Annotated in this window: 16 protein-coding genes and 1 pseudogene; 5 read left to right on the top strand and 12 right to left on the bottom strand. The window is 67.9% G+C overall.

Features of this window, described 5'->3' with window-relative positions:
• Positions 1-2: 2 nt before the first annotated feature.
• From dapB to rpsO, 4 genes are all read right to left on the bottom strand, one after another.
• On the bottom strand, positions 3-755 hold the full coding sequence (gene dapB, locus ACZ404_RS28305) for a 4-hydroxy-tetrahydrodipicolinate reductase (protein WP_468444632.1): 753 nt from the start codon (positions 753-755) through the stop codon (positions 3-5).
• Positions 756-779: 24 nt separating this feature from the next.
• A complete protein-coding gene (locus ACZ404_RS28300; protein ID WP_468444630.1) occupies positions 780-2159 on the bottom strand; it encodes a M16 family metallopeptidase in 1380 nt (459 codons plus the stop codon).
• A complete protein-coding gene (locus tag ACZ404_RS28295) occupies positions 2156-4375 on the bottom strand; it encodes a polyribonucleotide nucleotidyltransferase (RefSeq protein ID WP_468444628.1) in 2220 nt (739 codons plus the stop codon). The genes ACZ404_RS28300 and ACZ404_RS28295 overlap by 4 nt, the downstream gene beginning before the upstream one ends.
• A gap of 317 nt (positions 4376-4692) precedes the next feature.
• Entirely contained in the window at positions 4693-4980 is a 288-nt protein-coding gene (rpsO, locus tag ACZ404_RS28290; RefSeq protein ID WP_004982702.1) for a 30S ribosomal protein S15, read from the bottom strand.
• Between the two features lie 339 nt (positions 4981-5319).
• On the opposite strand from rpsO, the gene ACZ404_RS28285 reads away from it, so the two are divergent.
• Complete coding sequence (locus ACZ404_RS28285; protein WP_468444626.1) at positions 5320-5616, top strand: DUF397 domain-containing protein; 297 nt, start codon at positions 5320-5322, stop codon at positions 5614-5616.
• 52 nt (positions 5617-5668) lie between these two features.
• Here the strand turns inward: ACZ404_RS28285 and eccD are convergent, their stop codons facing one another.
• The gene (eccD, locus tag ACZ404_RS28280; RefSeq protein WP_468444659.1) at positions 5669-7165 is read right to left on the bottom strand and encodes a type VII secretion integral membrane protein EccD; all 1497 of its coding nucleotides are present in this window, start codon (positions 7163-7165) and stop codon (positions 5669-5671) included.
• A 399-nt stretch (positions 7166-7564) separates the two neighbouring features.
• On the opposite strand from eccD, the gene eccCa reads away from it, so the two are divergent.
• The 4 genes from eccCa to ACZ404_RS28260 all read left to right on the top strand — a co-directional run bounded on the left by eccCa (position 7565) and on the right by ACZ404_RS28260 (position 14922).
• Complete coding sequence (eccCa, locus tag ACZ404_RS28275) at positions 7565-11530, top strand: type VII secretion protein EccCa (RefSeq protein ID WP_468444624.1); 3966 nt, start codon at positions 7565-7567, stop codon at positions 11528-11530.
• Positions 11531-11606: 76 nt separating this feature from the next.
• The gene (locus ACZ404_RS28270; protein WP_468444622.1) at positions 11607-12059 is read left to right on the top strand and encodes a hypothetical protein; all 453 of its coding nucleotides are present in this window, start codon (positions 11607-11609) and stop codon (positions 12057-12059) included.
• A gap of 5 nt (positions 12060-12064) precedes the next feature.
• Positions 12065-14257: a hypothetical protein gene (locus ACZ404_RS28265; RefSeq protein ID WP_468444620.1), complete on the top strand. Its 2193-nt coding sequence runs from the start codon at positions 12065-12067 to the stop codon at positions 14255-14257.
• 29 nt (positions 14258-14286) lie between these two features.
• Complete coding sequence (locus ACZ404_RS28260; RefSeq protein WP_468444661.1) at positions 14287-14922, top strand: hypothetical protein; 636 nt, start codon at positions 14287-14289, stop codon at positions 14920-14922.
• A 213-nt stretch (positions 14923-15135) separates the two neighbouring features.
• On the opposite strand, the pseudogene ACZ404_RS28255 reads toward ACZ404_RS28260, so the two are convergent.
• The 7 genes and pseudogenes from ACZ404_RS28255 to ACZ404_RS28225 form a co-directional block, all read right to left on the bottom strand.
• A pseudogene (locus ACZ404_RS28255) lies at positions 15136-15471 on the bottom strand (transposase family protein); the annotation flags it as partial.
• Positions 15472-15519: 48 nt separating this feature from the next.
• The gene (locus ACZ404_RS28250; RefSeq protein ID WP_468444657.1) at positions 15520-15873 is read right to left on the bottom strand and encodes a hypothetical protein; all 354 of its coding nucleotides are present in this window, start codon (positions 15871-15873) and stop codon (positions 15520-15522) included.
• 311 nt (positions 15874-16184) lie between these two features.
• Positions 16185-16487, bottom strand: coding sequence for a WXG100 family type VII secretion target (locus ACZ404_RS28245; RefSeq protein WP_468444618.1), 303 nt, complete (start codon positions 16485-16487; stop codon positions 16185-16187).
• 42 nt (positions 16488-16529) lie between these two features.
• Complete coding sequence (locus ACZ404_RS28240) at positions 16530-16868, bottom strand: WXG100 family type VII secretion target (protein ID WP_468444616.1); 339 nt, start codon at positions 16866-16868, stop codon at positions 16530-16532.
• A gap of 113 nt (positions 16869-16981) precedes the next feature.
• A complete protein-coding gene (locus ACZ404_RS28235) occupies positions 16982-18229 on the bottom strand; it encodes a S8 family serine peptidase (protein ID WP_468444614.1) in 1248 nt (415 codons plus the stop codon).
• Positions 18230-18280: 51 nt separating this feature from the next.
• Positions 18281-20086, bottom strand: coding sequence for a WXG100 family type VII secretion target (locus tag ACZ404_RS28230; protein WP_468444612.1), 1806 nt, complete (start codon positions 20084-20086; stop codon positions 18281-18283).
• Positions 20083-20541 (bottom strand): hypothetical protein, encoded by a 459-nt coding sequence (locus tag ACZ404_RS28225; protein ID WP_468444611.1) that lies wholly within the window; start codon positions 20539-20541, stop codon positions 20083-20085. Before ACZ404_RS28225 ends, ACZ404_RS28230 begins: the two co-directional genes overlap by 4 nt.
• Positions 20542-21617 lie beyond the last annotated feature (1076 nt).

The following is a 21617-nucleotide window of genomic DNA, read 5'->3' as shown; positions in this document are numbered from 1 at the left end:
GCTCAGCTCAGGTCCAGGAAGTGCTCCAGGCCGAAGGTCAGGCCCGGAGTCGACACCACGCGGCGCGCACCGAGCAGGATGCCCGGCATGAAGCTGCTGTGGTGCAGGGAGTCGTGGCGGACGGTGAGCGTCTCGCCCTCGCCGCCGAGCAGCACCTCCTGGTGGGCCAGCAGGCCCCGCAGCCGTACGGCGTGCACGGGGACCCCGTCGACGCTCGCTCCGCGGGCGCCGTCCAGAGCCGTGACGGTGGCGTCCGGCGCCGGGGCCGTACCGGCGGCACGGCGGGCCTCGGCGATGAGCTGGGCGGTGCGCGTGGCGGTGCCGGACGGGGCGTCCACCTTGTTCGGGTGGTGCAGCTCGACGACCTCGACCGACTCGAAGTACGGCGCGGCGATCTGCGCGAACTTCATGGTCAGGACGGCGCCGATGGAGAAGTTCGGCGCGATGAGCACCCCCGTCTCCGGCGACTGGGCGAGCCAGCCCTCGAGCTGCGCGAGGCGCTCGTCGGTCCAGCCCGTGGTGCCGACGACCGCGTGGATGCCGTGGCGGACGCAGAAGTCGAGGTTGCCCATGACGGAGGCCGGGGTGGTCAGCTCGACGGCGACCTGGGCGCCGGTCTCTGCCAGCGTCTCCAGCTTGTCGCCGCGGCCGAGGGCGGCCACCAGTTCCATGTCCTCGGCGGCCTCGACCGCCCGTACCGCCTCGGACCCGATGCGGCCCCCGGCGCCGAGGACCGCCACGCGCAGCTTGCTCATCTCTTGCTTCCTTACGGGAGGGGATCAGGCGACGGCGTCGTGCAGCCGCGCGGCCTGCTTGTCCTTCAGCGGGCCGATGACGGACAGCGACGGGCGCTGTCCCAGGATGTCGCGGGCGACCGACCGGACCTCGTCCGGGGTGACCGCCGCAATCCGGGCCAGCATGTCGTCGACGGACATCTGCTCGCCCCAGCACAGCTCACTCTTGCCGATACGGTTCATCAGCGCGCCCGTGTCCTCCAGGCCGAGGACGGTGGAGCCCTGGAGCTGACCGATGGCGCGGCCGATCTCGTCGTCGGACAGGCCGTTGGCGGCGACGTGGTCGAGTTCGTCCCGGCAGATCCGCAGTACGTCGTGCACCTGGCTGGGCCGGCAGCCGGCGTACACGCCGAACAGGCCGCAGTCGGCGAAGCCGGAGGTGTACGAGTAGACGCTGTAGGCGAGGCCGCGCTTCTCCCGGACCTCCTGGAAGAGGCGGGAGGACATGCCGCCGCCGAGGGCGGTGTTGAGCACGCCCATGGCCCAGCGGCGGTCGTCGGTGCGGGCGAGGCCGGGCAGGCCGAGGACGACGTGCGCCTGCTCGGTCTTGCGGGACAGCAGCTCGACCTTGCCGGCCGTGCGGATCGCCCGGCGGCCGTCGCGCGGGGTGACGGGCCGGACGTCGAGGTTCTGCAGGGCGCCCGCCTTCTCGAAGGCCGCGCGGACCTGTCGTACGACCTTGTTGTGGTCGATGTTGCCGGCGCAGGCGACCACGAGGTGGGTCGGGTCGTAGTGCTTCCGGTAGAAGCGGCGGATGCGGTCGGCGGTGAGGGCGTTGACGGTGTCGACCGTGCCGAGGACCGGGCGGCCGAGGGCGGTGTCGCCGAACATCGTGTGCGCGAACAGGTCGTGCACACAGTCGCCCGGGTCGTCCTCGGTCATCGCGATCTCTTCGAGGATGGCGCCCCGCTCGACGTTGACGTCCTCCTCGAGGATGAGCGAGCCCGTCAGCATGTCGCAGACGACGTCTATGGCCAGCGGCAGGTCGGTGTCGAGCACGCGCGCGTAGTAGCACGTGTACTCCTTGGCCGTGAACGCGTTCATCTCGCCGCCGACCGCGTCGATGGCGGCGGAGATGTCCAGTGCGCTGCGCTTGGAGGTGCCCTTGAAGAGCAGGTGCTCCAGGTAGTGCGTGGCGCCGTTCAGGGACGGGGTCTCGTCGCGGGATCCGACGTGGGCCCAGATGCCGAAGGTCGCCGAGCGCACCGAGGGCAGGGTCTCGGTGACGACGCGCAGGCCTCCCGGCAGGGTGGTCTTGCGGACCGTACCGATGCCGTTCTGGCCCTTGATGAGGGTTTGGGTACGGGCGACGGCCCGCGCCTCCGAAGAGGTGCGGGCCGTCGCCCCGGAGCCACGGGACGTCACTGCTCGGCGTCGTCCTTCGCCTCGTCGTTGCCTTCTTCGCCCTCGATCACCGGAACGAGGGAGAGCTTGCCGCGGGAGTCGATCTCGGCGATCTCGACCTGGACCTTCTGGCCCACGCCGAGGACGTCCTCGACGTTCTCCACGCGCTTGCCGCCGGCGAGCTTGCGGATCTGCGAGATGTGCAGCAGACCGTCCTTGCCGGGCAGCAGGGAGACGAACGCACCGAAGGTGGTCGTCTTGACGACCGTACCGAGGTAGCGCTCGCCGACCTCGGGCATCGTCGGGTTGGCGATGCCGTTGATCGTGGCGCGGGCGGCCTCGGCGGAGGGGCCGTCGGCGGCACCGATGTAGATCGTGCCGTCGTCCTCGATCGTGATCTCGGCGCCGGTGTCCTCCTGGATCTGGTTGATCATCTTGCCCTTGGGGCCGATGACCTCACCGATCTTGTCGACCGGGATCTTGACGGTGATGATCCGCGGGGCGTGCGGGCTCATCTCGTCGGGCCGGTCGATGGCCTCCATCATCACGTCGAGGATGTGCAGGCGGGCGTCGCGGGCCTGCTTGAGGGCCGCGGCCAGGACGGAGGCGGGGATGCCGTCCAGCTTGGTGTCGAGCTGGAGGGCGGTGACGAACTCCTTGGTGCCGGCGACCTTGAAGTCCATGTCGCCGAAGGCGTCCTCCGCACCGAGGATGTCGGTGAGGGTGACGTAGTGCGTCTCGCCCTCGATCTCCTGCGAGATCAGGCCCATGGCGATACCGGCGACGGGGGCCTTGAGCGGCACACCGGCGTTCAGCAGCGACATGGTGGAGGCGCAGACCGAGCCCATGGACGTCGAGCCGTTGGAGCCGAGGGCCTCGGACACCTGGCGGATCGCGTAGGGGAACTCCTCGCGCGTCGGCAGCACCGGCACGAGCGCGCGCTCGGCGAGGGCGCCGTGGCCGATCTCGCGGCGCTTCGGGGAGCCGACGCGGCCGGTCTCACCGGTGGAGTACGGCGGGAAGTTGTAGTTGTGCATGTAGCGCTTGCGGGTCACCGGGGACAGGGTGTCCAGCTGCTGCTCCATGCGGAGCATGTTGAGGGTGGTGACGCCCAGGATCTGGGTCTCGCCACGCTCGAACAGCGCGGAGCCGTGCACCCGCGGGATGGCCTCGACCTCGGCGGCCAGCGTGCGGATGTCCGTGACACCGCGGCCGTCGATGCGCTTCTTCTCCTTGATGACGCGCTCGCGGACCAGGGTCTTGGTCAGCGAACGGTACGCGGCGGAGATCTCCTTCTCGCGGCCCTCGAACTCCGGCAGGAGCTTCTCGGCGGCGAGCGCCTTGACGCGGTCCAGCTCGGCCTCGCGGTCCTGCTTGCCGGCGATGGTGAGCGCCTGGGCGAGCTCGGGCTTGACCGCGGCGGTCAGGGCCTCGAGGACGTCGTCCTGGTAGTCCAGGAAGATCGGGAACTCGCCGACCGGCTTGGCGGCCTTGGCGGCGAGGTCGGCCTGGGCGCGGCACAGGACCTTGATGAAGGGCTTGGCGGCCTCCAGACCGGAGGCGACGATCTCCTCGGTCGGCGCCTCGGCGCCGCCCTCGACGAGCTTGATGGTCTTCTCGGTGGCCTCGGCCTCAACCATCATGATCGCGACGTCGCCGTCCTCCAGGACGCGGCCGGCGACGACCATGTCGAAGACGGCGTCCTCGAGCTCGGTGTGCGTCGGGAACGCGACCCACTGACCGCGGATCAGGGCGACGCGGACGCCGCCGATCGGGCCGGAGAAGGGCAGGCCGGCCAGCTGCGTGGACGCGGAGGCGGCGTTGATCGCCACGACGTCGTACAGGTGGTCGGGGTTGAGGGCCATGACCGTGCAGACGACCTGGATCTCGTTGCGCAGGCCCTTCTTGAAGGACGGGCGCAGCGGGCGGTCGATGAGGCGGCAGGTGAGGATCGCGTCCTCGCTCGGCCGGCCCTCACGGCGGAAGAAGCTGCCGGGGATCTTGCCGGCGGCGTACATCCGCTCCTCGACGTCCACCGTCAGGGGGAAGAAGTCGAGCTGGTCCTTGGGGTTCTTGGAGGCGGTGGTGGCCGACAGCACCATGGTGTCGTCGTCCAGGTACGCCACGGCGGAGCCGGCGGCCTGCTTGGCCAGGCGGCCCGTCTCGAAGCGGATGGTCCGGGTGCCGAAGGCGCCGTTGTCGATGACGGCCTCGGCGTAGTGGGTCTCGTTCTCCACTAGCGTTTTCTCCTCGTCTTCGTCCCTTGGGCTGCCCGTGTGGCAGGGGGACGGTGGCGGAGAAGCGCGCCGTCTGGTGCGGGCCGGTCTTCGATCGAAGCACCCGGGGCTCACTTCCCCCCGGGGGCCACTACCGAGGACCGGCGGCGGCGAGGTGCGCTTCTCCTCGTTCTGTGTCGTGCTGTGTCGTGCTGTGTCGTGCGTATTGCGTTGTGCCACCACACTACAAAGCGGGTGTGACACTCCGCACGTTTCCGCACGTACGGCAAAGGGAGCGGCCCCCGAGTCCTTCCGGGAACCGCTCCCTTCACGGCGTCTTACTTGGCGCCGGCCGCACCGCGGCGGATGCCGAGGCGGTCGACCAGCGCACGGAAGCGCTGGATGTCCTTCTTGGCCAGGTACTGCAGCAGCCGGCGGCGCTGACCGACCAGGATCAGCAGACCACGGCGGGAGTGGTGGTCGTGCTTGTGGGTCTTGAGGTGCTCCGTCAGGTCGGAGATCCGACGGGAGAGCAGAGCGACCTGGACCTCGGGGGAGCCGGTGTCACCCTCCTTGGTACCGAACTCGGAGATGATCTGCTTCTTCGTAGCGGCGTCGAGCGACACGCGTACTCCTCATAGTCTGTGAGTTGCCACCGAGTGCCCCCGGTCTGCGTCTCGGGGGAGCTTCCGTTACTCGGGAGGCGGGGATCCGCTGGGCGCGGCCTCCAGGGCGTGCAGTGCTACCTGCGGGCTCCGGGGGTGCGTACACAAACGGCCGTCACTCAGAGTACCAGGGTCGGCGGACGCTCCTCACCGGGCCCTCCCGACCACCCCTCCCCCGGCTGTGACGGAGGCATCGCTCTTGGTCACCGCTCCATCTGGGCAAACCGCTGACCAGCGACAACCCCGGCCAGTAGGGTGACTGCGCAGATCGCCGGCCCAGAGGGAAGGACCACAGCCGCGATGACCGACGCCGATGACAAGGAACTCAAAGCGCGCAAGGAGCGGGAGCGGGACGAGTTGTACGCGCTCGACATCTCGGACGTCGAGTGGCACTGCGCGCCGGGCACGGAGGAGCACGAGGAGCGGGTCGAGATCGCGTACCTCCCGGACGGGGCGGTGGCGATGCGCTCCTCCCTCGACCACGGCACCGTGCTGCGCTACACGGAGGCGGAGTGGCGGGCCTTCGTGCTGGGCGCGCGGGACGGGGAGTTCGATCTGACGCCGATGCCGCACGACGGCGGGGTCGCGGCGGAGTGACGACAGCCGGGGAGGACCGCCTGGTCCTCCCCGGCTTCATGAGTGCGGGCGGCTATTTGCTGGTCATCGCCCGGGCCGTGGCGTACACGTCGAAGACGGCCAGGGTGAGCGGGATCAGCGTGAGCAGGACGAAGCCCTCGCTGATCTCCAGGAAGCGGCCCCAGAACGGGGTCAGGCCGCCGCGCGAGAGGAGCAGGCCCAGGGCCGTCACCAGGGCGGTGGCGGCGGCGATGACCGCGATCAGCCAGATGGTGCGGATGTCCAGGTCGGTCCGGTCACCGGCCAGCGCGGCGCGCATCACCGACTCCGGCGGGTTGAGCGCGAGGCCGAGGCCCAGCAGGACCAGCGCGCCGAGGCCCGCCGCCAGCACGGAGGCCACCTGGGCGGTGTAGCGGAAGAGACCGGCCCGCATCAGCATCGCCACACCGGCCGCGAAGGCCAGCAGCTGGGCCCAGATGTCGTCGGAGAAGCCGAGCACCGCCGCCGAGCCGACCACGAGCAGCGCGCAGCCGCCGACGAGGCCGACGAGGAGTTCGTGGCCGCGCCGTGCCTGAGCCTCGATGCGCTCGATGTCCACGGGCTCCTGCACGGCCTCGGTGCCGTAGGCGGTATGGGGGGCACTGGTCGTGGACTCGAAGCCGATCGGCAGCCGGGCGAACCGCATGGACATCCCCGGCAGGAAGGCGAGCCCGCCGACGGCGACCGGGGCGCACAGGCCGGCCATCTCGGTCGGGGACCAGTGCACCAGGGTCGCGACGAAGACGACGACCAGGGCGACGGCTGAGGCGAACACGAAGGCGACGAACGGGCCGTCGCCGTGCGGGGAGCACAGGGCGAGGATCAGCGCCGCGACGAGCACGGCCGCGCACGCCAGCAGGAACTGCAGTCTGCCGATGCCCTGACCGCCCGTCAGGGGCAGCAGCCCGCTGCCCGCGACGCCCACGTTGGGCAGGGCGCCGAGGCCGAGGGCGACGGCCGAGGCACGGTCGTCGTAGACGCGGGCCCGGATCGCGGACAGGACGACCAGGAGGATGCCGGTGACGGCGGCGAGGATGCCGGCCAGGCCGTTCATGTCGTGGCGCGGATCGGCGGTCCAGGCGACGAACGCGAGGAGGGCAGGCAGTACCCCGCCGCCGACGAGGCCCGCGGCTCGGGTCAGTTCGCCGCTCCACAGCGTGTGCTGCTTGGTGACGGCGGACGCGACGGCCTCGGCGACGTCGTCGAAGACGGCAGGCGGCAGGGACTCCGCGAACGGCCGCAGAGTGAGCAGTTCGCCGTCGAGAATGCGCTGGGCGGCGAACGAGCGCGAACTGTCCAGCACGGTGCCGTCGGTGCGGACGAGGTGGTAGCCGACCGGGGCGCCCGCCTCGGGGCTCTGCTGGGACAGCCGGAGGATCTCCGGGTAGAGGTCGGCGACCGGGACGTCGTCGGGCAGTGCCACGTCGATACGGCTGTCCGGCGCGACGATGGTGACCCGGCAGAAGCCGAGTCCCGTGCCGGATCCGGAAGGGGCTCCCGTCCCGGGTCCGCCGGTGGCGGTGGCCGTCATGCTCACCTGCTGCTCCCCCTCAGTGGTGGTGGTGCGTCTGCTTCGTGACTCAGTGGTGGTGGTGCGTCGTGACTCGGTGGTGGTGCGTCTGCTTCGTGACTTGTGGCTCGGTGATGGCGGTGCGTCCACTTCGTGAAGGTCTCGTGCCGGTGCACTCCGCGCCCTCCACGACGGCGGTGGCGACGGTGCCGTACGGCGGGATTCCGGGGCCGTTCCCCGCCGCCTTGAGGCGAGTTGTCCCGGTGTGTCCAGCCTGCTCGGCGTGTGCTCACGCGAACATCCGGCACCCTACCGCTCACCCGTGTCGCGTGAACTCAGTAGGATCACGCGGCGGCCTGCGCTCGCCGGACACGGGGCGGTGGGCGGAACGCCTGGGTCGGGCAAGGGAATTGGTGAGCTGTGAGCCAGATTGTCGTCAAGCGCCCCCCACGGGCGCTTCCGTCCGAAGTGCCCACGGAAGAGGTCGCTGTCCAGCCGCCGCCCGAGCTGCCTCGGGGGCACCAGGAGAGCGTGCTGATGCAGCTGCTGCCCACGCTGGGCATGGGCGGCTCGGTGGTGTTCTTCTTCACGAACGGTCAGCCGTTCATGAAGATCATGGGCATGATCATGATCGCCTCGACGGTGGCCATGTCCATCGCGATGGTGGTCCGCTTCCGCCGCGGCTCCCAGGGCCAGCTGGCCGACATGCGGCGCGACTACCTCAGCTACCTGTCGCAGACCCGCAAGTCGGCGGTGGACACGGCGAAGGCGCAGCGCGACGCGCAGTACTACCTGCACCCCTCCCCCGAACAGCTGTGGGCCCTGGTCGCCGAGGGCAGCCGGGTGTGGGAACGGCGGCCGGGCGACGAGGACTTCGCCCACGTGCGCATCGGACTCGGCCCGCAGCCGCTGGCCACGCCCCTGGTCCCGCCGGAGACCGGTCCGGTGGAGCAGCTCGAGCCGCTGACCGCGGGCGCGATGCAGCGGTTCCTCGCCACCCACAGCATGCTCAGCGATCTGCCGATGGCGGTCTCGCTGCGCGCCTTCTACCACGTCACCGTCAGCGGTGAGCCGCAGTCGGTACGGGCCTCGGCGCGGGCCCTGGTCGGCTCGCTCGCCTCGCTGCACTCCCCCGAGGACCTGATCATCGCGGTGGCCGCGGGCCGGGAGGCACTGCCGCACTGGGACTGGGCGAAGTGGCTGCCGCATGTGCAGGCGCCCGGTGCCCTGGACGGCGCGGGCACCCGCCGGCTGATCGGCACCGACCCCCGTGAGCTGGAGGACCTGCTGGCCTCCCGGCTGTCCGGCCGGCCGCGCTTCCACCCCGGGGCGGCACCACTGCTGGACGAGCCGCACATCGTACTGGTCCTGGACGACCTGTCGCTGCTGCCCGACTCCGTGCTCGCCAACCCGGAAGGCCTGCAGGGAGTCACCGTGGTCGAGGTGGTGCCGGGCGAGCTGACCGGCGCGGGCGGTGACCTGTCCGTCGTCGTGCAGCCGGGCTCCCTGCAGCTGGAGTCCGGGCACGGCGAGGTCTACGAGGGCGTCCCCGACGCGCTGTCGCAGGAGTCGGCGGAGGCGCTGGCCCGGCAACTGGCGCCGCTGCGCATGGCGTCGGGCGGTGACGACGACGAACCGCTGCTCGCCAACCTGGAGTTCACCGATCTGCTGGGCCTCGGCGACGCGGCCTCCGTGGACACCAAGCGGACCTGGCGGCCGCGTGCCCTGGCGGAGCGGCTGCGGGTGCCGATCGGCCTCGGCGAGGACGGCCGTCCCGTGATGCTGGACCTCAAGGAGGCCGCCCAGGAGGGCATGGGCCCGCACGGTCTGTGCGTCGGCGCCACCGGTTCCGGCAAGTCGGAGCTGCTGCGCACCCTGGTGCTGGGCCTCGCGGTCACGCACTCCTCCGAGACCCTCAACTTCGTCCTCGCGGACTTCAAGGGCGGCGCGACCTTCGCCGGCATGGCCCAGATGCCGCACGTCGCGGCCGTGATCACCAACCTGGCCGACGACCTCACCCTGGTCGACCGCATGGGCGACTCGATCCGCGGTGAGCTCAACCGGCGCCAGGAGATGCTGCGCGACGCGGGCAACTACGCCAACATCCACGACTACGAGAAGGCGCGCGCGGCGGGCGCCCCGCTCCAGCCGATCCCCTCCCTCGTTCTGGTGATCGACGAGTTCAGCGAACTGCTGACCGCGAAGCCGGACTTCATCGAGATGTTCGTGCAGATCGGCCGCATCGGCCGGTCGCTCGGCGTGCACCTGCTGCTGGCCTCGCAGCGCCTGGAGGAGGGCCGGCTGCGCGGCCTGGAGACGTACCTCTCCTACCGGATCGGTCTGCGCACCTTCTCCGCGGCCGAGTCGCGCGCGGCTCTGGGCGTCCCCGACGCGTACGAACTGCCCAACGTTCCCGGCTCCGGCTTCCTGAAGTTCGGCACGGACGAAATGGTCCGCTTCAAGGCGGCGTACGTCTCCGGCGTCTACCGCTCGGGTTCGCAGCGGGTGGCCGTCGCGGGCGGGCCGCTGCCCGTGGACCGCCGGCCCGTGCTGTTCACGGCGGCGGAGGTGCCGGTGCAGTACACCGCCGTACCGCAGCAGCGCCAGGAGCCCGCGCACCAGGTGGACGACGCGCTGGCCGACACGGTTCTCGACGTGATCGTGCGCCGGCTCGAGGCGCAGGGCCCGGCGGCCCACCAGGTGTGGCTGCCGCCGCTGGAGAGCCCGCCCTCCCTGGACGCGCTGCTGCCGGGCCTCGCGGCGGTGCAGGGCCGCGGCCTGACCCAGCCGGGCTACGAGGGCGCCGGCCGGCTGGTCGTACCGGTCGGCCTGGTCGACAAGCCGTACGAGCAGCGCCGCGACCGTCTGCTGCTCGACTTCTCGGGCGCCGCGGGCCACATGCAGGTCATCGGCGGTCCGCAGTCCGGCAAGTCCACCTTCCTGCGGTCCCTGATCTGCTCCTTCGCACTCACGCACACGCCGCACGAGGTGCAGATCTACGGCCTGGACTTCGGTGGCGGCGGCATGGCCGCGGTGGACGGCCTGCCGCACGTGGGTGGCATCGCCTCCCGCCTGGACCCCGAGCGGGTGCGCCGTACGGTCTCCGAGGTGTACGGCGTGATGACCCGCCGCGAGGAGTACTTCCGGTCGGCCGGCATCGCCTCCATCGCCGACTTCCGGGCCCGCCGGGCGCGCGGCGACATCTCCGTCACCGACCAGCCCTGGGGCGACGTCTTCCTCGTCATCGACGGCTGGGGCAACTTCCGTTCGGACTACGAGGGTCTGGAGCCGGCGGTCCTGGACATCGCCGCCCGCGGTCTGGGCTACGGCATCCACGTGGTCATCACGGCGTCGCGCTCGATGGAGGTCCGCGCGAACCTCAAGGACCACCTGATGAACCGCCTGGAGCTGCGCCTGGGTGACGTCATGGACTCGGAGATCGACCGCAAGGTGGCGGCGAACGTCCCCGCCGGCGTCCCGGGCCGCGGTCTCTCCCCGCAGAAGCTGCACTTCATGGCGGCTGTCCCGCGCATCGACGGCCTGACCTCCGACACCGACCTGGCCGAGGCCACGGCCGCGCTGACCACCGAGGTCGGCCGGCACTGGCAGGCGCCGGGAGCGCCGAAGGTACGGCTGCTGCCGCGCCAGCTGGAGGCCGTGGAGCTGCCGCCGGGCGACCGGTTCCCGAAGCGGGGCATCTCCTTCGCGCTGGACGAGGACAACCTCGAGCCGGTGTTCCTGGACTTCGAGCAGGACCCGTTCTTCCTCGTCTTCGGCGAGAGCGAGTCCGGCAAGTCCAACCTGCTGCGGCTGCTGATCAAGCAGCTCACGCTGCGGTACAGCGGCGACGAGGCGAAGTTCTTCGTCGTCGACAACCGCCGCTCCCTGCTGGACATCACCCCGGCCTCGCACCTGGCCGAATACATCCCGATGTCCAGCCAGATGGACCATCACATGACGGCGCTGGCCGACCTCATGCAGCGCCGCACCCCGACGGCCGACGTCACCCCGCAGCAGCTGCGGGACCGGAGCTGGTGGCGGGGCCCGCAGGTGTTCGTCGTCATCGACGACTACGACCTCGTCTCCACCTCCAGCGGCAACCCGCTCAGCGGCATCACCGAGATGCTGCCCTTCGCCCGCGACGTCGGTGTCCGCTTCATCATCGCCCGCTCCTCGGCGGGCGCGGGCCGCGCCTCCTACGAGCCGTTCATGCAGCGCATGAAGGAACTTGGCGCCCAGGGCCTGGTCCTCGCCGGCGACCCCGCAGAGGGCGACATCCTCAACGGCGTCCGCCCCCGCCCGATGCCCGCCGGCCGCGGCGTCTTCGTGTCCCGCAAGCGGGGGAAGCCGTTGGTTCAGACCGGGTTGGTGGATGTGGAGTACTGAGCAACGTGGACTGTCAGTAGCTTGACGAAATCCCCGCCACTGCGCGGGGCACGGGGACATCGGGGAGGAACCGCGCATGGCGTGGGACGAGTGGGAACAATTGAAATCAGAGGCCGCGAAGGCCCCGTCAACGCACATGCAGCTGAACCAGTTGGCCCCGGCCGGAGGAGGAGGCGGTGGGAGCACTCGCGGTGACCTCACCGTTCACCAGACGGACCTGGCCGCGATCGGGTCTGCGGCTCACGAACTGTTTCAGGAGTTCGGACGGTACAGCGATCACGCCCGGATCGCCTCCATACAGGCAGCCGGAGGCCTGAAGAGCCAGGGCTTCGCTCTGGGCTCCGCCCTCGACCATGTCGCCGAGCACTGGGTCGACCAGGTGCAGACCCTTCTCGATGCCTGCGCTCATATCTCCAACCACATGCGCTACACCAAGAACCAGCACGCCGCCGACGATTCCTACATCGGCGGGACTCTCAGCAGCATCTCCCAGCTGGACAAAGGCTTCGACGAGCGGAAGGACGGCTGACGGCGATGGATCTCGACGCATTGCGCCACGGCAACTTCTCGCAGCTCGGTGAGGCCATCACCGACTGGGAGGAGATGACCAAGAAACTGGCGACGCTGAAAGAGGATGCGCAGAAGAACCTCAAGGGCAAGGCGGACAAAGCAAGCTGGAACGGCGTCAACGCCAAGGTGAGTCGCGAATTCATCGACAAGACCGCCCAGGAATTCGCGGACGCCCACACCCAGGCTGAAACCATCACCAACATCCTCAAGGACACGCGCGACGAACTCGTCGGCTACCGCGCGCAGTTGACCGAGGCCATCGCACGCGGCGACAAGAAGAGCCTCACAGTCATCGACACCGGCCACGGCACATTCTCCGTCACCGGCAACACGCGCCCGGACTGGGCCTCAGATCCCAGCGGCCAGACGAGCGCAACTGATCAGCAGGACGTCGACGACCTCCGCGACGAGATCCAGCGCATCCTAAGCAAGGCCACCGAGAGCGACAACAGTGCCGCCAGGGTACTCAGGCTCCTCGTCGACCAGACCAAGTACGGCTTCTCCGACGCCGCCTACAAGGACCGCGACACCGCCGCCGACGCCGTCGAGGCCGCGGACAAGCTGGCGAAGATGGCCAAGCACCCGGACAAGATGTCCGCCAAGGACATCGCCGACTTCAACCGGTACCTGGAGAAGTACCACGACGACTCGCTGTTCTCTGAACGGTTCGCCGAGGGTTTGGGTGGCAAGGGAACGCTCCAGTTCTGGACGGACATGGTAGACGCCCACACCGGCGCCCGGGGTTCCGAACTCAAGAGCATGGAGGAGTTGCAGAAGAACCTGAGCATGACGCTGGCGACGGCATCGTTCTCGGATTCAGATGACATGAAGGCCTGGAAGTCCGACCTCCTCAAGGAGATGAACACAAGCTTCCATCCCGATTCCAAGGTTCCGTCCCAGCTGAATCCCATCGGTGCGCTCGGCTCCCAGGTGATGAGCAGCCTGATGCGGCAGGGGAAGTTCGACACCGAGTTCCTCGACGACTACCGGACCAGACTGTTCAAGCAGGACAGGGGTGCCGGCGACTCCAACACCGACGCGCTCTGGGTGAAGGGCTACGACCACATCGACTTGGTCTTCGGTAGCGGGAACGGACGCGACCCGCTGGATGGGCTCTTCGACGCCCTCTCCCACAACCCCGAGGCCGCCACTCACGCCTTCGAGTCCAAGGCGGACCTTGACCACATGCTCAACACGACACGCTACACGGACCGAGGCACGTCTCTGGGACATGCCCTGGAAGCAGCCGTGACCGGACTCGGGACCGGGGAACTGAACTCGACCCCTCCGCACAGCAGCACGCAAGTCAAGATCATGGCCAACATCATGGCGGCAGTTGCCGACCCCGACGGCGGCGGAAGCCTCGTGACCAAGGCCATGGGCGCGAGCTTCGGACACATGGCTGCGGCTTACATGCCCGAAATAAGCCGTGAGCTGGGTGGACCCAACTCGGAGAAAATCTTCCTGACGACCAGCGACAGCCCCTCCGGTCTCGACAAGACCGACGTTGTTCGATTCCTGACACAGGTATCGAACGACGCGGGTGGCCGAGCCGCAATCCGCTACGGCGAGAGCATCTACACGGACAGCCTCCTCGAGGCCCATATGGCCAATCCTTCACTGTTCCATGGAAGCCAGACGCAAGTCATTCATGACATCGCATACAACTCCGGAATGATTGAAGGAATCGTAGGCCGTGCAGTCGCCGATTCCGATGTCGCCTCTTCTCTCGAAATGGAGAAGCAAGAAAACGACGCAATGGCGCAGCAAGGTGAGTTCTTCAAAGCGATTCTCGCGGGAGGTGTCGGCATGGGGGCCGTGGCGCTGTGCCCGGAGGGGCGATTCGCAGAAATGGGAGCCGGAGCAGGAGGTGGCTTCTTCGGCCAGATCGCAAGCATCGCAGTCGACTCCATGTACGACGGGAGGCAACAGGACGGCATGCTGGACGCCTCGCTGTACCGAACCGGCAAGGATCTCAACGCGATGCAGGATTCTGTCAACCAGCAGGCACAGTGGGCAGCGCAAGAGGCCATGAAGAAGCATCACTCGAGCCTTCCCGTGGATGGCACTCTTGACCTTGTGCGCAATGCTGCAAACGACGGCTGGCGTGACAGCGACGGCATCATGGAAGACGTCGAAAAGCGCCCCAGCGCCTGACCGGAAAGCCATTGACGAAAGCAGTCCCGATGAGCAAGAGCGCCAGACAGATTACCGTCGGAGCCGTCGCCCTCTGCCTGCTGACAGGCGGAGGGTGGTTCGGATACCAGCAGGTGTTCACAAAAGGCCTTGACAGGCTCGCCGAAAAAGTGTGCGACGACACTGTCGCCCGCGAGACCGTGATCCGAGCTCTTCCCGACTCGAGGTCAGCAGACCAAGCCGCGCACCAAACCGGCTCAGGCACAAGTTATACCTTCTCGTGTCGCATATACACAAGCGGCGATTCGATTCTGTCCGGAGAAGCGAAGATCCAGGACACCTCTGAGCGGACATGGATCGACTTTTACGGAAGCCATGCCGGCACTAATCTTCTCCGCGTATCCGCCGGGGACGTGGAAGCTCTGGCGCAACTAGAAAACCACCACGCCACTGCTTCCGTCTACGTCCCCTGCGTTCCCCGGGGGGTGAAAGCCGGCGCGGCTTCCGAGTCCTATGCACTCGTCACCGAAGCCCGCGTGATCGGAGACACGAGGTCTACTGGGACCTCTTTGCGTCAAGCTGTGACTGACTTCGCTTACCAACTCACCAGGCGCGCCTACGAATTGGGTGAATGCCAAAAACCACGTGCGTTTCCGGCTCAGCTGCCCCGTTACAAGGAAAACTGATCTTCCACAACGAGCTCGGTCGCATACATACCTGACCACCTTCCGCCCCACACTGTGCGACCGCGGGCCGAGGGCCGCGGAGGCGAGGGCGGTGGCGGGGTTGGTTCCGTCCGTGTCGCAGTACTGGGTGAATTTGCCGTCGCACCAGGCGGGAAAATGAACACCTGGGGCCGCGAAGTCCACATAGTCACTCCTGATGGAGAACTTGGCTAGCACCAGGGTGCCGTCCACGATGAGCACGGCGTCCTTGGCGAACCGCTTGCGGGGCTGGAGCGCGAGCAGCGGCCCGAGGTGGTCGATGATGCGGTCTGCTGCCGACTTGGACACCCCGAACAGCGGAGCGAGCTGGCGCATCGTCAGGTTTGTGCGCCAGTAAGCGGCGACCAGCAGGGCCCGGTCCTCCAGGGGCAGGCCCCATGGCCGACCTTTGCGGACCGCGTCCGCACCTTCGCGCCTCAGCACCGTCACCAGCTTCCCGAAGGCACGCGGGCTCAGCCCGGTGAACGGGGCTATCCAGGACGGCTCCGACACCGTGATCACACCAGCCACGCCGGGATCATCGCACCGCATGGTGCCCCGCCGGCAGGCCTCCCCGCCTCAGCGGAACTCGTGGACCACCTGGATCTCGCCGACGATGTGGGCGTTGAAGTCGTCCAGTTCCTCGGCCGGAACCCAGAGCTCGAGGATCGTCTGCCCACCGGCCTGCTGGATGGGATACCGGCTCAAGAACTCCGACTCGACCTCAAAACGAGTGACGAAGCCGGCGCCATCGTGCTTCACGTTCCAGTCCCGCGCGATCCTGACCGCATAGTCCTCGTTGAGGACCGGGTAGAAGATCGGCTGCTCGGGCAGCCGGGGCGGCCAGGCACGCCAGTTCAGCCCCCGAACCAGATCCAGCTCCTTGGGGCCGGTGGGGCGCCACAGGGTCGTCGTTGCTTGCTGGCTGGTCATCTGCATCGCTCTCTGAACGTAGGCCGCTGGTGCGGCAGGACGGGAGAGCGGACGATACCGGCACCGCGAACTTATCCGCCACGCAGTTTCCGCACCGTGACCAGCAGTTACGGGACAGCCCTTAGGGCAGCGGAGAATGCTGCCCGTCCTCGGCAGAGCAGCCTGCGGACGATGTAACGCCGTTCCAGGACCGGCATTCGGTAGGGGGATCAGCGCGGTGATCAGGGTGCACAGCAAGGCACGGGGTGGGCACCTCCCGTGCGTGCCCACCCCGGTACTACCCGCCCGCCGGTCAGCCCGGCATGCGAGCCCTACATGTAGTAGCTCGCAGCCTTGCGGTCGCCGCCCTGGTAGTCACCGCCGGCCGCGTGCACGACCTTGCCGATGGCCATCAGAGCCTCGTGGATGCCCTTGGCCTCACGGTCCCAGGCCGCCTGCTGCTCGGCGTAGGCGGTGTGGGCCTCGCCCTCCCACATGCTGGCGACGCCGGCGACCTTCTGCTTGATGGCCTCGAGGCTCTCCTCGAGCCGCTTGGCGTGGTTGGCGAGCTGGGTGGCGGTCTCGTCGAGACCGGAGTATGTGACCTCGAGCTCGCCGCTGTTGTTGACGCCCATGATTGCTCCGTTACTCAGAAGTTGTGGCTGGCCGGGTGGGGATCAGAGGTTGGACAGCGCCGAGTGCGCGCCGCCGAGGTCCACGTCGATGCTCTGGACCTGGGCGCGGACCTCGTCCTCCGTGCCGTCCTTGATCTTCCGGGTGTTGGTCATGGCCTCGATGAACTTGGCCAGGATGTTGCCGATGCGGACCATGCGCTCGTTGATCTCGGTCTGCTTGGCGTTGAACGCGCCGGCGCCGATGCCCTTCCAGTGGCCCTCGAGGCTGTCGATGATGGCCTGGAGTTCCTTCAGCTGGCCCTTGATGCCCTCGAAGCGGTGCAGAAGCTCCTTTTCGAGGACGATAATGTCCTTGTCACTTACCTTCTGGCGCTGCGCCATTTTCATGCCTTTCTTTGTGAACTGACCTTGCCGGGCGCTGATTCGGGTGTCAGCACTGATGGCAAGCGGACCCCTGGCCGCTCGGCGAGCAACCAGGTTTGCGGGGAAAGCACTCAGGCGTTACGACGTGCCCGCAGCACGGCGAAACCGGCGCCTCCGACGAGTAGTACGGCTGCTGCTGCGCCGAGGATCACCCAAGTCTGCGTGTTGCCGCCGGAGCCAGAGTCCTCGGCGGCTGCCGAGGTGGGGCCGCTGGAGGAACCGGCATCCTTTGTCGGCTTGGTGGACGGAGTCTTGGCCGAGGGGGTAGGGCTGGCCGCGGTGCCGTCGTAGTTCTCGTACGCCAAGGGATCGACGTTGGCCGGCCCCGGGTTGATGTCCTTGTTGATCAGCACTCGCCGAGGTCGAATACCGCCATAGCCGAGGTAGGTGCTGGGCTTGTCCTTCGGCCAGGAGCGACCAGCGGTGTCGATCAGTGTCCGGACGACCTGGTTGCCCGTCCAGTTCGGGTGAGCGGACCAGACCAGAGCGGCGGAGGCCGAGGCGATGGCGGATGAGGGGCTGGTTCCCCCCGTGTCGCAGTAGGCGCTGAACTTGCTGTCGCACCAAGAGGGGATGCCCAGGCCCGGGGCCGCAAAGTCCACATAGTCGCCATGGGTGGAAAACTTGGCCACCGTGCCGCTCTTGTCGAGCGCGGCGACACCGATCGCGTAAGGGTAAATGGCAGGGTAGGACGGCGTGTTCCCCTCGTCGCCGTCGTTACCAATGGAAACAAACATCAGCTTGCCCTTGGACGCCGCGTACTTCATGGCGGCCTTCACGTCGTCGTCGGGGGTGAAACCACCGTAGGACATGTTGATGATCTTGGCATCGCTGTCCGCGGCTGCTCGTATCACTGCGGCTTCACTGGGTGTCTTCTTCTTTTCCTCCGCGCCGCCCTTCAGCCCCGTAAGCGCGATACGGAAAGGAATGATCTTCGCTCCCGGAGCAAGGCCTTTGATACCGCCGCCGACACCCGTGCCTGCAATGATCTCGGCCATGGAGGTGCCGTGCCCTGTGTAGTCCCGGGTGACGTGATATGCCACGGACTTGGGCACCTCGTCGACGAGCACTTGGCCCTTGAGCGAGGGTGTTCCCGGATTGACACCGCTGTCGATCACTGCAACCTTCACGCCCTTGCCCGTACTGATCTTCCACATCTCCTGGGCACCCATCGCATCCAGGTACCACTCCTTTTGCCGCACGTCCTGAGCGGCGGCTCCGGGAGCAAGCGTTGCCGACGTGATAGCCAGCGCGCCGAGTGCCGAACACACAGCAGACAGCCGTGTCGCATTGCGCCTCGACAGGAGGGCAGTCTTCATGCCGCGTCGGCGGGTCCCTGGCTTCATGCCTGTGTACGTCCTCGTTCGGATTCAGTCGCTCTTCTGTGGCGTGTCGCGCCGCTGCTTCTGGTTCTTGCGGTGATGTTGCTTCTCGGCCGACTCGCCAGCGCGACCGGTCCCACCCTCCGCGCCTCGTCGGTCACCGACAACACCACGGCCGAGTCCGGAGTCGCCGCCGTGGCCCGCAGACCCCTGGGTGGGCGAGGCACCAGGGTTGCGCGGCGCCCCGATCGCGCCTTCCGGGTTGGCCGCAGAGCGCAGCACCTCTTGAGCGTTGCCCCGCTCCGCCTTGGCGGCAGGTGAACCCACAACCCCTCGCTGGCCGACAGTGCCCTTCATCGGAGTGGAAGACTCGGGTCCCTCGGCGCCGACGACCGTACCGCGTGGCATGCGCGGATTGGAGCCGGGACCACTCGAACGACCGATGACGGGTTTGCCGCCCACGACTCCGTTGCGCGCGGGGCCGCTGGCTCCGGTACGCCCGTTAGGCGTATTGACGGGCCTCGGGGTGCCGCCGGTGACACCACGGCTGAGGGGCGAACGTCCCGCCTGGGTCGCACCCCTCATACCCGACTGACCGGTCGGAGCCGCGCGTCCCGCGGCGCGGGCCGCCTGCCCCAAGGGACCCTGTTGTGGCACTCGCCCACTGGCGGTGGCACGCCCGGGCTGTCCCTCCGGCTCCTGCGGAACTCGGCCAGTGCCCTGCGGGAGTCGGCCGCTTGAGGTCCCTGAGGGTCCCGTACGGCCTTGCGCGGACAGGGGCAGCCGGGATGCCGGGCCGTAACCGGTGGAACGTCCGACCGACGGCGCCATGGGAGGCGCCACCGGGCCAGTGGTCAGTGGAGGCGTGTGCCCGCCTCCTCCGCCTGTCGTTGGAAGGGTCGGCGACGGAGTGTCATGCGGTGCGGGTGCCGGGGGCAGGGTGCCGACCGTATTGATCTCCGTGCCGACGTCGTGACCGTGACTCGTGACTGGACCTCGCGGCTCGCCGGAAGGCGCTACACGCCCTCCGCCATCTTCACCGTGCGGCACAACCGCCGTCGAGTGGTGCCCCGTCGGCACATCTGCGTGGACGGAAGTTTGGGGTGACGATGACGACGCCGAATCGGGTCGCCGGTAGCTGTCATAACCGCTCCTCGGAGGCGGCTCGGGAACGCCGACATCGGTGATCGGCTTGAGCGGCTCCGGCTCCTTCAGCGTACTCAGGTCCGTCGCCGCGACCTTGTAGTACGAGGCCAACCTGTTCATCTGGTTGATGGCCTCTTGCCGGTTCTTCTCGGCCTTCACCGCGGCCACGTAGTCCGGGTTGCTGTCGACCTGCTTGGCCTTCGGCAACTCGGTGGGCTTCTTCTGCTCGTCGGCCGGCCGGGTGTCCCTGGGCGGCATGGAAACGCGGGCGGAGGCGAGACCTGTGGCTGCCACAGAGAGGTGAGTGCCGGCTTGATCGGCGTAGATAGCAAGGTGATGGGTGTAGTCGAGCAGCTTCTGCGTCCAACCGCGGAAGGCCTCGGCGCCCTGGCCCTCCCAATCGATGTTGGTCTGATCCTTCAACCCCGTCGCGGCTTTACGGATGGCTGTGCCGGCATCGAACAGCGCCTTGCTGGTAAGTTCGAGGTGTTCAGGGTTGGCATGCTCGACCAGGTCGATCATGTCGTTGAGGCGGTGGTCCTCGAAGTTCGTCGATCCGACGAGGTTGACGCGCATACCACCGAAGAACGGCATGTTCGCCAGTACGTCCTGCGCCGTGGTGATGGGCTTGACCTGAGTGTCGACCGTCTTGTCGACCTGCTCCACATCGGACTTGTACTTGGCTTGCTTCTGCCAGTCGTCGCTCACGAGAAGTCCGCCCCCGTCGACTTGTTGTTGCTGCGTGCGGGCTGCGGCGCCGCGGACTTGCCACCGCTACCAGCCTTCTTCGCTTCTTCTTGGTACTGCGCGTCGAGCTTTGCGCGGATTTCGTAGAAGCGGCGCCGGACCTCGTCCTCAGTCATGTCATAGGTGGCATCGGACGCATGCGACGCGAGCTGCAGAGCCTGGATGTGCAGACCCAGGGTCTGCGAAAGGTGCACGAGGCGCGAGTGGACGGTCTCGTACGCGCTGTGCAGATCACCCGCCTCGTCGAACGGGGCGTTGGTACCACCGAACGACGAACGACTGAGCTGCTGCTGCGCGATCTTGGACGAAGACCCTTCCCCGCCGTCGAAGTCGTCCAGCACCTTGTCGAGTTGGCTCTTGAACTCCTTCAGCGCATCGATGCCGCGCCTCATGCCCGAGCCGCTACCGCCGCTCACCGCGACCCCTTCCCCGTTTCCCCGTTGGTACAGCTGCCGAGGGCCCGGGCAGCGCCCGCACCCCCGGATCCAACGCTGACCACTGTAGTCACTGTGCAATTCACGGCCAACTGAACTCTGCGACGGTTCAGTTGCAGTGCTGTCCCGAAGTGACCGAGTCTGGAGTTGACGAAGACCGACAACGCGGTCAATCGAGGCAGAAGCGTCCCGGCATCTGCGCAGAAGATTCACATCCGTCCGGCGCGCCGGGTGCCCTGCGCCACCGAGAGCGGATCTTTGCAACCACAAAACCTCCTCGCGGGGAAGCAATCGTTGGCTTGCCGAACAGTTCGACCGATGACCGGCGACGACAGCGGGGAGGGGCCCACGCATGGCGTGGGACGAGTGGGAGCAGTTCAAGACGCAGGCGGCTGAGCACACTCCACGAAGATGGAGTTGGATCGGGTCGCGCCGGACCTCGGCGGAAGCGCGGATGACGACGGCAGTCAGGGCGATCTGCGGGTCAGTCAGAAGGGTCTGGCAGCCGTCGGTGACGCCGCCTACCACCTGCACCGACCTTCTCCATCTACAGCGACCACACACGCCTTGCCTCCACCAAGACCGCCGGCGGCATCACCTACCCACCCGACACATCCGCCCCGCCAGGTCCACGACGTCCGCAAGGACAACATCCGCCTGGCATACTCGGTCGCCCCCAGGGCTGCCGACACGGCCGGTTGCTTCGAGGAGAGCGGTCTGCCGAAGACACTCGGAGAGATGAAGGCGCGGCCGATCGCAGCCAGGTAACTGCCGCCAAGGACATCCCGAAGTCAGCGTGTAAGTCGCGGACGAGCCCTGCGCCTGCGCCTGCGCCCACCATGTCTGCCCCGCTGCTTTACGGCGTCGGTCACACGTGCGTACTGCCCTTGCGGGCGGCGATGAGGGTGAATGTTGCTCGCCAGGTTGCGCAACCTGATCAAGGCGATCAGTCGCCCGCTTCCAGTGGGCGGGGCCTTCGCTTGCGCAGCAGGGCATAGGACAGGTCGAGAGGCGCTCATTGCTTTACGCCCGTGCGGCCAGCCCAAGGCTGGTGTCTA

This window comes from Streptomyces sp. NPDC030798 (assembly GCF_055572275.1).
The sequence above is the reverse complement of the archived record's forward strand: the minus strand, read 5'-3'. Positions and strand labels throughout refer to the sequence as shown.